At 71.3% G+C, this 13,449-nt stretch carries 9 protein-coding genes; 3 read left to right on the forward strand and 6 right to left on the reverse strand.

Going from position 1 to position 13,449, the window contains the following annotated elements; genetic code table 11:
* Positions 1 to 177 precede the first annotated feature (177 nt).
* The gene (locus VFZ09_RS51710; RefSeq protein WP_414640738.1) at positions 178 to 333 is read left to right on the forward strand and encodes an MYXO-CTERM sorting domain-containing protein; all 156 of its coding nucleotides are present in this window, start codon (positions 178 to 180) and stop codon (positions 331 to 333) included.
* Here the strand turns inward: VFZ09_RS51710 and VFZ09_RS23815 are convergent.
* Genes VFZ09_RS23815 through VFZ09_RS23830 form a run of 4 tightly spaced genes read right to left on the reverse strand, consistent with a single transcriptional unit; the run spans position 320 to position 10,901 of the window.
* Positions 320 to 5,020, reverse strand: a complete 4,701-nt coding sequence (locus VFZ09_RS23815) for a CHAT domain-containing protein (protein WP_329729933.1) — start codon at positions 5,018 to 5,020, stop codon at positions 320 to 322. The genes VFZ09_RS51710 and VFZ09_RS23815 overlap by 14 nt on opposite strands.
* A 3-nt stretch (positions 5,021 to 5,023) precedes the next feature.
* Positions 5,024 to 6,613 (reverse strand): AAA-like domain-containing protein, encoded by a 1,590-nt coding sequence (locus VFZ09_RS23820; RefSeq protein ID WP_329729934.1) that lies wholly within the window; start codon positions 6,611 to 6,613, stop codon positions 5,024 to 5,026.
* Positions 6,614 to 6,646: 33 nt separating this feature from the next.
* Positions 6,647 to 10,297 (reverse strand): AAA-like domain-containing protein, encoded by a 3,651-nt coding sequence (locus VFZ09_RS23825; RefSeq protein ID WP_329729935.1) that lies wholly within the window; start codon positions 10,295 to 10,297, stop codon positions 6,647 to 6,649.
* Positions 10,298 to 10,352: 55 nt separating this feature from the next.
* Complete coding sequence (locus tag VFZ09_RS23830) at positions 10,353 to 10,901, reverse strand: isochorismatase family protein (protein ID WP_329729936.1); 549 nt, start codon at positions 10,899 to 10,901, stop codon at positions 10,353 to 10,355.
* 85 nt (positions 10,902 to 10,986) lie between these two features.
* Between VFZ09_RS23830 and VFZ09_RS23835 the strand changes: the two genes are divergently transcribed.
* The gene (locus VFZ09_RS23835; RefSeq protein ID WP_329729937.1) at positions 10,987 to 11,424 is read left to right on the forward strand and encodes a cyclic nucleotide-binding/CBS domain-containing protein; all 438 of its coding nucleotides are present in this window, start codon (positions 10,987 to 10,989) and stop codon (positions 11,422 to 11,424) included.
* Between the two features lie 30 nt (positions 11,425 to 11,454).
* Here VFZ09_RS23835 and VFZ09_RS23840 read toward each other — a convergent pair whose 3' ends face one another.
* Positions 11,455 to 12,054, reverse strand: coding sequence for a hypothetical protein (locus VFZ09_RS23840; RefSeq protein ID WP_329729938.1), 600 nt, complete (start codon positions 12,052 to 12,054; stop codon positions 11,455 to 11,457).
* A complete protein-coding gene (locus VFZ09_RS23845) occupies positions 12,051 to 12,485 on the reverse strand; it encodes a hypothetical protein (protein ID WP_329729939.1) in 435 nt (144 codons plus the stop codon). The genes VFZ09_RS23840 and VFZ09_RS23845 overlap by 4 nt, the downstream gene beginning before the upstream one ends.
* Positions 12,486 to 12,596: 111 nt before the next feature.
* On the opposite strand from VFZ09_RS23845, the gene VFZ09_RS23850 reads away from it, so the two are divergent.
* The gene (locus VFZ09_RS23850) at positions 12,597 to 13,442 is read left to right on the forward strand and encodes an alpha/beta hydrolase (protein WP_329729940.1); all 846 of its coding nucleotides are present in this window, start codon (positions 12,597 to 12,599) and stop codon (positions 13,440 to 13,442) included.
* Positions 13,443 to 13,449: the final 7 nt, after the last annotated feature.

A 13,449-nucleotide genomic window follows, 5' to 3' on the forward strand; every position in this document is an offset into this window, starting at 1 on the left:
GTCATCGGCTCTGTGCAGGCTCCCCCCTCGCGATCAGCTCGCGGCTGCTCGCCTCCGGTGGGCGCCTGTAGGCGGGACTATACTTCAGCCGTAGGTCCTGGTGGGATAACCTCTCTCGTAGGACTTTGAATCAAGCCTGGGGGACGCCACCAGGTCGTGGCTATCGCCACGGACGCGGTGGGCAACATCAGTGGTGAAGCCAGGCACCCGTTCGCCATCCAGAAAAGCCATTACGGCTGGAACAACTGCTCCACTGCACCCGCCATCCCAGCCACCTGGGCCTTACTGGTACTCGGCCTGGCTCTCCGCAGGCGCCGGCTCAAGTCGCCTTGAGTGTCTGGCGGCCCCACGCCCCCTCATCACGGGCGTGGGCCTCGCGGGCTTCCTCGGAGCGCTCGCCCAGGTAGCGCTGGCGCTGCCGTACCTCCAGGCTCGCGCTGGTCCTCTGGCGCAAACGCTCGCGCAGCGACTCCACCCCCAGTCCCCACACCCGTGCGCTGCCATCGTTCGAGGCGATGGCCAACACATCGCCCCCCGGACTGAAGGCCGCCACCGTCACGCGGTCCCCATTCCCGGCGAGCACCAGGGGCTCACCGCTTCCATCCGCGGGCCATACCCGCACCGTCCCGTCCCCCGACGCCGTCACCACCCGCGTGCCTCGGGGATCGAACCGCGCGGTGAGTCCTCTCAGCACCACCGGCTCCCCTCCCCCCTCGGCGGACCACACCCGCACCGTCTTGTCCGGGGAGGCGGTCAGCACCCTCGCTCCGTCCGCGCTGAACTCCGCGCTCACCACCGACTGGTCGTGTCCTCGGAGCACCACTGGTTCGCCCCGCCCGTCCGCCCGCCACACCCGCGCCGTCCCGTCGTCCGACGCCGTCACCACCCGCTCCCCCTCCGGGCTGAACGCCGCCGTCACCACCCGGCCCGTGTGCCCGCGGAGCACCACCGGCTCACCCCGTCCGTCCGCCCGCCACACCCTCGCCGTCCCGTCATCAGACGCCGTCACCACCCGCTCTCCCTCCGGGCTGAACACCGCCGTCCGGAGGAACTCCGTGTGCCCCTGGAGCACCACCGGCTCACCCTGTCCGTCCGCCCGCCACACCCGCGCCGTTCCATCCCACGAGGCCGTCACCACGCGCTCGCCCTCCGGGCTGAACGCCGCCGTCACCACCCGGCCCGTGTGTCCTCGGAGCACTACCGGTTCGCCCCGCCCGTCCGCCCGCCACACCCGCGCCGTCCCATCCACCGACGCCGTCACCACCCGCTCGCCCTCGGGGCTGAAGGCCACCGTCCGCACCTCCGCCCCGTGCCCCTTGAGCACCACCGGGTCCGTACCGCCGCCTGGCCGCCACACCGCCGCCGTGCCATCCGCGTGCGCCGTGGCCAGGTGCTCGCCCCGTGGGCTGAAGGCCAGCGCCTGCACCGCTCCCGCACGGCGTTGCAGCGTGAGCGCCTGGGGCTGCGCGCGCCATCTCCACACGCGCGCACTGCCGTCCCTCGAGGCCGTCACCACCCGCTCTCCATCCGAGCTGAAGCTCGCGGACAGCACCTCATCCGTGTGTCCCAGCAGGTCCGCGACCGGGCCCGCCCCATCCGTGCGCCGCACTCGCGCCGTCCCATCCCGCACCGCCGTCACCACCCACCGGCCATCCGGGCTGAAGGCCACCGAGACGGTCTCCCCGGTGTCTCCCGCCAGCCGCATCGCCCCACCCTTCCCGTCCGCCCGCCACAGCCTCACCGAGCCGTCCGCGTGCGCGCTCACCACCAGCCCTCCGTCCGGGCTGAAGGCCACCGCGTTGACGAAGCCGGAGTCACTAGGCTGCACGCTCGGCTCGCCCTGCCCATCCGCGCGCCACACCCGCACCGCGCCATCCACCGAGGCCGTGGCCACCCGCTTCCCATCCGGGCTGAACACCGCGGCCCGCACGTCTCCGGGGTGCGCCAGCACGGCCAGCTCGCCCCGCCCGTCCGCGTGCCACACCCGCGCCGTCCCGTCCCGCGAGGCCGTCACCACCCGCTCGCCCGTGCCGTCGAAGGACGCGGCCACCACCGCCTGCTCGTGGCCCCGGAGCACCACGGGAATCCCCGTGCCATCCGCGCGCCACACCCGCGCCGTCCCGTCCCGTGAGGCCGTCACCACCCGCTGTCCATCCGGGCTGAAGGCCGCCGCCACCACCTCGCCCATGTGTCCCGCGAGCAGCTCCGGGGCCGCGCGCCCCTCCACCGTCCACACCCGCGCCGTCCTGTCCGCCGAGGCCGTCACCACCCGCCGCCCGTCCGGGCTGAAGGCCACGGCCAGCACCTCTCCGCCGTGCCCCTCGAGCACCCGCGGCACGCCCGTGCCATCCGCGCGCCACAGCCGCGCCGTCCCGTCCCGCGAGGCCGTCACCACCCACCGCCCCTCCGGGCTGAGCGCCGCCGCGCGCACCGGCCCCCGGTGCCCTCGCAGCACCGCCGAGGCCACCGGCTGCTGGAGCACCTCCAACGCCGTCTGCGTCCACGCCAGGTGCCGTCCGGGCTCGCGCACCTCCAGCAGCACCAGCAGGGCCGCCGTGGGGTCCTCCTTGCGCAGCTTGTCCGCGACGATCAGCCGGGCGAAGTCCCGCAGCCGCTCCTGATGCTCGCGCTCTTCCCGGGCCAGACGTTCCGCCCGCCCGCGGCTCGCGCCGATGAACGGAAGCACCCGCTCGTCCAGCTCGTCCGGGTGGGCTTGCAGGAACTCCAGGGCGTCCTCCAGGCGCCGGCCTCGCAGGAGATAGTCCTCCGCGTACGGTGACTCCCGGTGGGCATGCCAGCCCTCCGCGCCCGCGCGCAGCTCGAGCCGCTTGCGCCGGCGCTCCTGCCCTTCGCGGATCCACCCGGCCAGGGGCAGCCAGTGGCGCAGCAGCGCCTCGTGGGCCACCTCGATGGAGACCTCGCCGCCCTCCGCGCCGCCGCCGAGCACCAGCACCCGGCCCTCCACGAGCCGCCCCAGCGCGGTGTCGAAGGCCCGGCGCGCCCGCTCCTCCACGGGACGCACCCGCTCGAGCCACACGCGCTGGCACGTGAAGGGGGCCGCGCCTTCCCGCACGTCCACCAGCTCCACCAGGAGCCGGCGCAGCTGGTGCCGCTCCTCCTCCTCCAGCCCCTCGTACAACCTGTCCAGCTCCTGGGCGAGCGCCCCGGCCACGCCGCCCAATGCCTGATAGGCGCTGTGCTTGAGCCAGCGTCCCTCGCGCAGCCGCCAGAGCCGATCCAGCGCATGGGCCAGCAGCGGCAGTCCTCCCGGCTGGCGCTCCACCTCCTGCACGAGCCGCTCCGTCAGCCCCTGCTCCAGCAGGAGGCCCTGCTGCCGCGCGGGGTGCTCGATGGCCTCGCGCAGCTCCCCGGCCGTCATCTCCGGCACCAGCAGCAGGCGCCCGCCCTCGAAGAGCACCGCGTCCAGCCGGAGCCCGTCCTCGCCCAGCCGCACCTCCGCGCAGCGCCCCAGGTAGTCCACCCGCAGCGTGGCGAGCACCACCGTGTTCCGCTCGGGCTCCCGCGAGGCCTCCCACAGCGCGCCCAGCAACACCAGGCGCTCGTCCTCGCCCAGCCGGGAGAAGGCCTCGTCCAGCGGATCCACCACCAGGAGCCTCCGCTTGCCCGGAGAGGCCCGCGCCGAACGCACCGTCTCCAGCGCACCGGCCTCGCCCGCGCGCACCCGCGTGAGCTCCCAGCGCTCGGAGGGCAGCGCCGGCAGCAGCCCGGCCCGCAGCAGCGAGGACTTGCCGCTCCCGGAGGCACCGGCGATCACCTGGAAGGTGGGGCCCTGTCCCGCCGCGGCGGCCTCCACGCGCTGGCGCAGCGTCTGGCGGAGCGGCTCGCGGCCGAAGAAGCGCCGGTGGTCCTCGGGCTCGAAGGGCCGGGGGCCGCAGTAGGGAGCGAAGACGAAGGGGCGCAGGTCCGGCCCCTCCCCGGCGCGCGCGTAGAGCTGGAGCGAGGCCCCATCCATCCGCGCGCCCTCGAGCCGCAGCGCCTTGCGCGCCTCGGCCAGCGCGTGCTCCAGCGAGGCGTGGCGCTCGAGCAGCCCGCCATAGAGGGTGCGGGTGAAGGTGACGGAGCCGCCCGTGGAGAGCGGCAGCCGGGAGGCGGCCACGGCGGGGAGGCCCGCGCGGTGGAGCTCGCGGGCGGGGCTGCCCAGGTGGTTGCCCGGGAGGCCCGCGTCGCCGCCACGGCAGGCGCACAGCACCACCATGCGGATGCGCGCGGCATGGGGCTCGAGCGCGGCCCGGAGCGCGGCGGCGTCCACCACGTGCACCTCGCCATCGCCCCACGAGGAGTCCCAGGCGAGGCCATACGCGCCGGGCTCGGAGGGGACGCCATGGCACAGCAGGTGGAGCGCGGCGATGGGCTCGTCATGGGCGCGCAGGGCCTGCTCGAGTGAGGCGAGGCTCACATGGGGGAGCACGTCCCGGCGCGGGTCGAAGTCATGGCCGGAGCGGGCACAGGCCTCGGCGAGGGCGCGCTGGTGCGCCGCGACGGGCACGTCCCCGGACCAGGCGAAGAGGATGCGGCCTCCCGCGGGCGGCGGGGAGGACGGCGCGGGAAGCGGCGGCGTCCCGGGCCGCTCATAGGACAGGGTGCAGCCCTCGAGGTCGCTCAGCGCCAGGCCGGTGGGCTCCAGCGTGAGCAGCTCCCAGGGGAGCACGCACAGCTCGGCGGGCTCCAGGCGCAGGGTGAGGCGCACGGGCCGGCGGGCCTCGAGCGCCTCGCGCAGCCGTTGCTCGTCCTGGGCCCACCCCAGGGGCGCGAGGAAGGCGCGCAGCAGCTCGCCGAGCCGCTGGGCGGCGTTGGGGCTGGGGCGGCTGGAGCCCAGGCTGGCCAGGTCCTCCAGGGCGTGCTCCCAGGGGAAGGAGGCGCGCGCGGAGGTGCCCCCCTCGCGCAGGCGCAGGTAGTCCCGGGGCTGGAAGAGGAAGCGGTCGGCGTCGCGCGAGCGCTCGCCGGAGACGAGGTGGAGCGTGAGCTCCAGGGGTTCGGGGACGACGGCGTGCGCGATCACGGCTCAGCCCACTTGCAGGCGCTCACGGAAGTAGCGCCGGTACAGCTCGCAGCGCGGCAGCACGGAGGCGCCCTCCTGCCGCACCAGTCCCGCGCTCCGCAGGCGGATGAACACGCCCTCATCCGGGCAGACGTTGCGCTGCAGCACCTCGCGCAGTCCCGCCTTGAGCTGGGGCTGGCTGCCCAACCGGAAGAGCAGGTGACGCAGGTGGTCGCCGAACGGTCCCCGGTCCTCCGCCGCCTGGGTGAACAGCTCCTCCACGCTCAGGCTGCGGATGGCCAACAGGTATAGGGCCTTGCGGATGAGGTACGGGTGTCCCCCCAGCAGGGTGAACAGCTCCTGCTCCTGCTTCGGCCCCAGCGGCGAGCCATGCCGCCGGTTGAGCTCCGCCACCTGCTCCGGAGAGAAGTCCCCCAGCTCCACGGTCTGCCCCACGTTGAAGGGAGACTGCGTCAGGTTCTTGATGAACAGGAAGGGCTCGGTCGACGTCACCAGGACGATGCCGAGCTTCTTCCAGACGGGTGTGGTCGGCAGCGCGCGGTTGTTGTGCCAGCTGCGCAGCATGCCGAAGAAGTCCGTGCCGAAGGGCAGCTCGAAGAGCGTCTCCACCTCGTCCAGCCCCAGCACCAGCGGCGCGTCCAGGTTCTTCAGGACATGGCCGCTCATGTACAGCCCGCAGCGCTGGCTGCTGCCCATGGGCTTCTTCCAGTAGGTCTCCACCTGGTTCTCCAGCTCCAGCTGATCACTCAGGGTGATGCAGAAGCGCTGGAAGAAGAGATCCGGGTCGGAGAAGGTCTGGGTGTCGAACTCCTGGAACGAGAGATAGGCCACGCGCTTGCCGGACTCGAGAGCGGAGGCCATGCCGCGCATGAGCAGCGAGCTCTTGCCCATCTGCCGGGCGCCCTTGATGGTGACGGTGGCGCCCTGCTTCTGGGAGACGGCCCGCGTCACCGTGCCATCGGCGTCGCGCACCACATAGAAGGCCGACTGCGTGTCCATGGCCCCCTCGAGCGTCTCGTCCAACTCGAGCGGGGCGGACGGCAGGGGTTGTGACAGCACGACGGAGCCCGCGGGAGCACCCCCGCCCATGGCCCTGGCGAGCTGCTCGAGCAGTTCGGGAGGATGCTCCTGGAAGGAGGTGGCCGTGGGCGGGGCCGCCGGTGCGGAGCCGCGCTGCAGGCCCCCGCTCATGACCTTGCCGAGCTGTTCGAGCAGACGCGGGGTGTCCTCCGGCCCCTCCCACAGGGCCCAGTTGATGGCGCTGAGGTAGCCGCTCAGGGGCGGAGGCAGCCGCTCGTGGTACGCGACGCGGATGGGGAGCAGGACCGGTTGGCTCCGCTGCGTCTGGAGCCGGTACGCCAGTTCTATCTCCGTCTGGGCCATCTCGCTGTTGACGGAGAAGGGAGACAGCAGCGCGATGAAGAAGTCCGCCTGGCGGATCTCCGCGTCGATGCGCTCCACCCACTTCTCGCCCACGAGCATGGAGGTATCGATGAAGACCTCGTGAGAGGCCTTGAGCGCCTTGTAGAGCGCCTGGGCGAGGTCTTGATCGGGCGTGACATCGCGCTTGTAGCTGATGAAGACACGGGCCATGGATCTCTCGGGGCGGGTGACGTGGTGCGAATATCAGGGCAGGCCGGGGCACGTCTTCCGATAGGGTACGACCCCTCCCACATCGGCGGGCCACTCCTGGGGACTCAGGTTGCGAGGCAGCAGGGAGCAGGCGGCCTGGAGCCAGTCCTCGGGCCGGACGGGCCACACACGCGCGGTGCCATCTCCGCTGGCGGTGGCCACGCGCGAGCCCCCCGGGCTGAAGGCCACGGCCAGGACGCGGCTGGTGTGCGGCAGGCGCGCGAGCCGGCGGCCGGTGGCGGCATCCCACAGGCGTGCCGCTCCGTCCTCGCTGGCGGTGGCCACGCGCGAGCCATCCGGGCTGAAGGCCACGGCGGTGACGGTGTTGTCGTGCGGCAGGGACAGCCGCTGCTCGCCGGTGGCCACGTCCCACACGCGCGCGGCGATGTCCTCACTGGCGGTGACCAGGCTCCTTCCGTCCGGGCTGAAGGCCAGGGCGGTGACGAAGAAGTCATGCTTCAGGGGACGGCCCAGGCTCGCACCGGTGGACCCATCCCACAGAGACACGGCGTTGTCCTCACCGGCGGTGGCCAGGCGCGAGCCATCCGGGCTGAAGGCCACGGCGAGGAGGCTGGCGCGTTGCCGGAGGGGGCCGGCCTGAAGCTTGCCGGTGGCCGCGTTCCACAGGCGCGTGGTGCCATCCTGACACACGGTGGCCACGCGCGAGCCATCCGGGCTGAAGGCCACGGCGTTGACGGCGCTGTCATGGGCGAGCAGCGCCCGCTGGCGCCCCGTGGCGGCATCCCACAGCCGTGCGGTCTTGTCCTCACTGGCGGTGAGGACCGAGCCGCCCTCGGGGCTGAAGGCCACCGCCAGCACCTTGCCGCCATGAGGCAGGGACGCCAGGGCCGCGCCGTTGGACGCGCTCCACAACCGGGCCGTCTTGTCATCGCTGGCGGTGGCCACGCGGGTGCCATCCGCGCTGAAGGCCACGGCCCGGATGCGGGCGTCGTGCCGCAAGGGGCTGGCCACGGGCTCGCCCGTGTCCCCACGCCACAGGCGCGCGGCGTTGTCCTCACTGGCGGTGACCACGAGCCTGCCATCGGGGCTGAAGGCCGTGGCGGTGACGGCCTTGCCGTGCGGCAGGAGCACGAGCGGTGGGCGGGGAGCGACATCCCAGAGCCATGCGGTCTTTCCATCGCCCGCGGTGGCCAGCGCCTTGCCGTCCGGGCTGAAGGCCACGGCGTTGACGGCGTCGTCATGGGGCAGGAACACCAGTTGCCGTCCGGTGTCCACGGCCCACAGGCGAGCGGTCTTGTCGCTGCTGGCGGTGGCCAGCGCCTTGCCATCCGGGCTGAAGGCCACGGCCATGACGGCCTTGTCATGGGACAGCACCACACTGCTGGGCAGGCGGGTGGCCACCTCCCACAGCCGGGCGATCTTGTCATCGCTGGCGGTCGCCAGGAGCGTGCCATCCGGGCTGAAGGCCACGGCGTTGACGGGCTGCGGATGGGACAGGGGCCCGGGCTGGAGCTCCCCATTGGACGTCTTCCACAGGCGCACGACCCTGTCCGCGCTGGCGGTGGCCAGGAACTTCCCATCCGGGCTGAAGGCCACGGCGTTGACGCGACGCAGATGGGGCAGGGGCTCGGTCAGGGGCTGGCCGGTGGCCGTGCTCCACAGCCGCGCGGTGTTGTCATCACTGCCGGTGGCCAGGCTCTTGCCGTCCGGGCTGAAGGCCACGGCGTTGACGGCGTCCTCGTGACGCAGGGTGATGGGCAGGGCCGTGCCGGTGGCCGTGTTCCACAGGCGCACGAGGCCACCATCACTCGCGGTGGCCACGAGCTTGCCATCCGGGCTGAAGGCCACGGCGGTGACGGCGCTGGCATGGGGCAGCACGGCCCGCTCGCGCCCCGTGGCGGCGTCCCAGAGCCGTGCCGTCTTGTCCTCACTGGCGGTGGCGAGCAGGCCGGCCTCGGGGCTGAAGGCCACCGCCAGCACGTTGTGCGCATGGATCAGGCGGGCCTGGGGCTGACGGAGCTGGACGAGCCCCCGGATGAGCGAGTCCATGGCCTCGGGGGAGGGATGGATCCGCGCGGCTTCCATGGAGAGCGCGGTGCTGACGGGCAGGGCCGAGGAGGCCCCGCGCAGCCTGGCATCCGCCTGGTTGACGAACACATAGGAGGCGGCCTCGTTCAGCTTCTCATCGGCCTGGGTCCTGGCGCGGGAGATCTCCTGCTCGGCCAGGGCCTTCTTCTCCAGGGCCTGCATGGCCTCCTCCTGCAACCGCTGCGCGTCCTTGCGGAACCTGTCGGCCTCGTCCTTGGCCTGGCGGGCGTCCTTCTGGAGTCTCTGCGCCTCCTGTTGCGCCTGGGCCGCCTCCTGCCGCGCCTGGGAGCGGAGCCTGTCCACTTCCCGTTGCACCGAGATCCTGTTGGCCTCGGCCTTGTCATTGGTTTCCCGCGCCTGGGTCAGCTTCTCGGCGGTCTCCTGGCGATCGCGCTCCGTGTCCGCGAGCTGCTTGAACAGCAGCACGGACAGGGGCAGGAGCACGACGAAGCCGGTGATGACCAGGGCCAGGGCGGCGAACCGGATCACCCGCCAATCCACCGGGAGCTGGTTCCCGGCCCAGGCCACGGTGAAGACGCGCTCGTAGATGGCGTTGCGCACCCGCAGTGCTTCGCCCTCGCGGCGCACCACCCCGGAGAGCTTGAGGTGCGCCTTCACCAGCGAGCGCTCCTCGTCGAGCACCCGCCGGCCGCGCCGGATGTCCTGGTAGGTCCGGAGCACCCGCTCCGGTTCCGGCGCGCGCCGGGTGAGCATGTCGCGGACGAAGACCAGGTTGTTGTCCTGGAAGCTCTTCTCCGCGAAGAAGGTCCGCTCCACCACCTGCCACACCTCGTCGCGGGACCAGGCGCCGCCTCCAGCCCGTGCCTGTTGCGCATGGTGATCGACGAGCGCCTGGCACAGCCGCTGCGTCAGGTACGGGTGTCCGCCCGTCCAGCCAAGCACCCACTCCAGCACCCGCCGCCCCTCCTCGGGGGAATGGCCCAGCCCCTCGGCCAGCGGCGCCGCCTCCGCCAGGGTGAAGTCGGTGAGCTCCACCCGCTGCCCGAGGTTGAAGGGGGTGCGCGTCTCGTCCTGGATGAGGTCTCCCGGCGTGGCCACGCCCACGAGCACGAAGGAGAGCCGCTCCAGCTCGGGGTTGCTGGCCCGCGCGTTGTAGAGGTAGCGGATGGCGGCGTAGAAGTCGTCGGTGAAGCCCATGCCGAGCGTGGTGTCGATCTCGTCCACGAACACCACCACGCGCTGCTTCACCTCGGAGAGCACCACCTCTTCCAGGAAGCGCGTCATGCGCTGCACGGGCCCCTGGTCGCGATGGAGGCCCCACCAGTCCGTCACGTCCGTGCTCAGCTCGAGCTGCTCCTGGAGGACGACCAGCAGGCCCACGTACCACTGGTCCGCCGTCACCTGCTTGCCGATGCGCGTCAGGTCGATGATGACCGAGCGGATGCCCTCTTCGTAGAGCTGCTCGGCGGTGCGAACCATCAGGCTCGACTTGCCCATCTGCCGCGCCGTCAGGACGAAGGCGAAGGTGCCGGCCCGGCACAGCTCCAGCATCTCCGGGTCCGCTCGCCGGGCGAGGTAGACGCCGCCACCCGCCTGCACCGTTCCGCCCACTGTATACAGGCGCGTGTCGCTCACGCCGCGAGTATCTTCGGGCGCCGTCCTTTCTCCAAGCCTCCCCTTGCCCGCCCGGCTAACGGACGGCGGCGGAGACCTTCTTGAACTCGGGGGTCCCCGCGCACCCGAGCAGATCGAAGAGCGCGGCCTCCACGGTGACGATGTGGGCGCCCGCCTCGCGGCACATCTCCAGGCCCACCCGGCGATCCTCCGGGTGGCGCGACATCACGGCGTCCGCGCAGAGGAACGGGGTGAAGCCCTTCTCGGTCAGGTCGCGCACCGTCTGGAAGACACAGACGTGCGTCTCCATGCCGACGAGGAGGACCTGCTTGCGCTCGCCGAGCCGCGTGGCCACGTCCGGCACGCAGGCGGTGAAGTCGATCTTCTCCACGGCGGAGTAGCTGCCCAGCCGCATCTTCACCAGCGAGTGCGTGGGCCCCAGGCCCTTGGGGTACTGCTCGGTGACGATGATGGGCAGCTCGAGCGCCCTGGCGCCCTCGATGGCGGCGTTGGTGCGGTTGAGCACCCGGTCGAGCGCGTCCCGCTCCATGGCGGCGCACAGGCGCTCCTGGATGTCCACGACGAGCAGCGAGGCCTGGTCTCTCTTGAGGCGGAAGGTGGGCATGAAGGGAATCCTCTCGGTTGGGGCCCCAGCCTTCTCCGAAGGCCCGCCCACTCGTCAAGCACGCCCCACTGACCGTCGAGGGAGATTGACGCCCCCCCAACGCGTGACCAAGCTGGCGGGCATGAAGGGACATGCCCGCAACCTGATGACCGCGCCGGTGAAGTCCGTCTCCCTGGGGATGCCGCTGTCCGACATCGCCATCCAACTCGTCGAGGAACGCGTCAGTGGCGCGCCGGTGACGGACGAGGAGGGGCGCGTGCTGGGCATGATCAGCGAGCTGGACATCATGGCCGCCCTGCTCCGGGGCATGCCGCTGCGCACCCCGGTGGAGGACGTGATGACGTCGCCCGTGCACACGGTGAACGAGTTCGATCTCACCGACGAGGTGATGGAGCTCTTCCGCAAGCACCGCATCCACCACCTGCCCGTGGTGCGCGAGGAGAAGCTGTTGGGGATGATCACCCCCTCGGACGTCATCCGCTACCTGGCCGAGGACCTGCCCGAGAACGGCCGGATGGCCTGATCGGGTGTTGGGCCGGAGGGAGCGGCCGCTTCACCAGCGATCGTAGGTGAAGAGACAGTCGATGAGCTGGGCCTCACCAAGAGACCTGGTACCACACTCGATGTCGGGAACCGGAGTGAAGAGGGCGTGCTGCGGCAAGGGTTGAACGCCCAACTCCGAGCCCACCAGGGCTTCCACCTTGCCCGCGACGGATTTCGTCTCTGGCACGTCCTCGTAGAAGAGCCTGCGATTCCTCCACTTGCGGTCGAAAAGCTCGCGGAAGGAGCTATAGCGCACATACACAGGCGCCAGAATGCTGACGAGCACCACGACGGCTCGAACCTCCTGCCCTCCTCCCTGGAGTTGAGGGACCTCCGGGAGGTACACCCGGACACGCCAGCAGTTGTCATTGGAGAAGAGAGCACTCCAATCCTCCACACGGCAATCCGGCAGCGCTTCGGTCAGCATGGAAACCACGCGCTCCCAGGGCCCGGAGTTCCTCAACGCCTCCTGACGTGCCCTCACCAGCCGCTGGTACTGCTCCGACTCACTGTAGCCCTCGGCGAACTGCCTCATGTTGGCCGGGTAGTACTGGTGGATCAGCTCCATCAACTGGGGCGTGGATCCATCAACGGGCAGGTTCGAGGTCATAGGGCCTTGATAACACGAGCCCCGTCAACAGCCTCCCCCAGCACTTCCAACATTTCCGCCATGAATCGCTGACACAACTCCGCCGATAACAGCTCCTGGTGTTTCAATGTCCTCTCCGCGGCGATATCCGCTGCCCTCGCAGCCTCCCATTGCGCGAATTGATCAGTCACGACTCCGAGGTAATTGACCTCCGGCACCTGCACTTCGATGGGGCAGAAGACGTTCTTGCGAATACCTTGCTCAGTCACATGTAACAGGTGGATGACGACCCTTGCTGATTTCCATCCACCGGGTCCGGGAGCCCTCACGGGTACGATTGGCAGAAACTCGAATTGGGATGGAGAGATGCCTCCAGGCCCGCCAACGATGGACACACACGCGGACAAGCACAGCAGGGCCGTAACGGCCAATACGACAAAAGAGCGCTTCACGGAGGCCTCCGAGAGTGGAGTTGCCCGGGCACCCTACGCATGTCCCCTGACACCTCACGCCAGCCGCCGCGAGGAGCGCATACCTGGAACCGATTACTGTATAGGGCAGCGATGAGCGACTCCCTACACCTGGATGATTGGGGTGGCACCGGCCCGGTGCTGCACCTCGCGCACGCCAACGGCTTCCCCCCGGGCACCTACCGCAAGCTCATCGAGCGCCTCGCGACGCGCTACCACGTCTACACCCTGCGCAGCCGCGGCCTCGTGCCGGGAACGGACCCTCGCTCCCTGCGCGACTGGGAGGACATGGCCGATGACCTCGCCGGGGCCCTGCGCGCGCGCGGCCTGGAGGGCGTGGTGGGCGTGGGCCACAGCATGGGCGGCGTGGCCACGCTGCTCGCCTCGGTGAAGAACCCGGGCCTCTTCCGGGCCGTGGTGGCGTTGGATCCGGTGCTGTTCACGGGCACGCGCCAGTGGGTCATCCAGGCGGCGACCCTGCTCGGGCTGCGGAGCCGGATTCCTCCCGCGAGCCTGGCCCGCCGCCGCCGGGAAACCTGGGGCTCCCGAGAAGAAGCCGCCACGAGCTACCGCAAGAAGCCCCTCTTCCGGCGCTTCGACCCCGAGTGCTTCCAGGACTACATCACCCACGGCCTCACCGAGGTGCCCGGCGGCGGCTTCCGGCTCACCATCCCCACCGCGTGGGAGGCCCGCATCTTCGAGACCTCACCGCGCGGGGTGTGGCGGAAGCTGCGCGCGGTGAAGGTGCCCACGCTCGTGCTGCGCGGGAGCGACTCGGACACGTTGCTGCCGGCGGCCCTGGCCCGCGCCGGGAGCACCCTCCCCGGGGCCCGAGCCGAGGAGCTGCCCGGCACCCACCTCTTCCCGCTGGAGCACCCGGAGGAGTGCGCGCAGCGCCTCCTCACGTTCCTCGAGGAGGCGGCGCCGCACCGGGCGTGAGCGGGGC

Source organism: Archangium sp. (assembly GCF_036277355.1).
Lineage (GTDB): Bacteria > Myxococcota > Myxococcia > Myxococcales > Myxococcaceae > Archangium.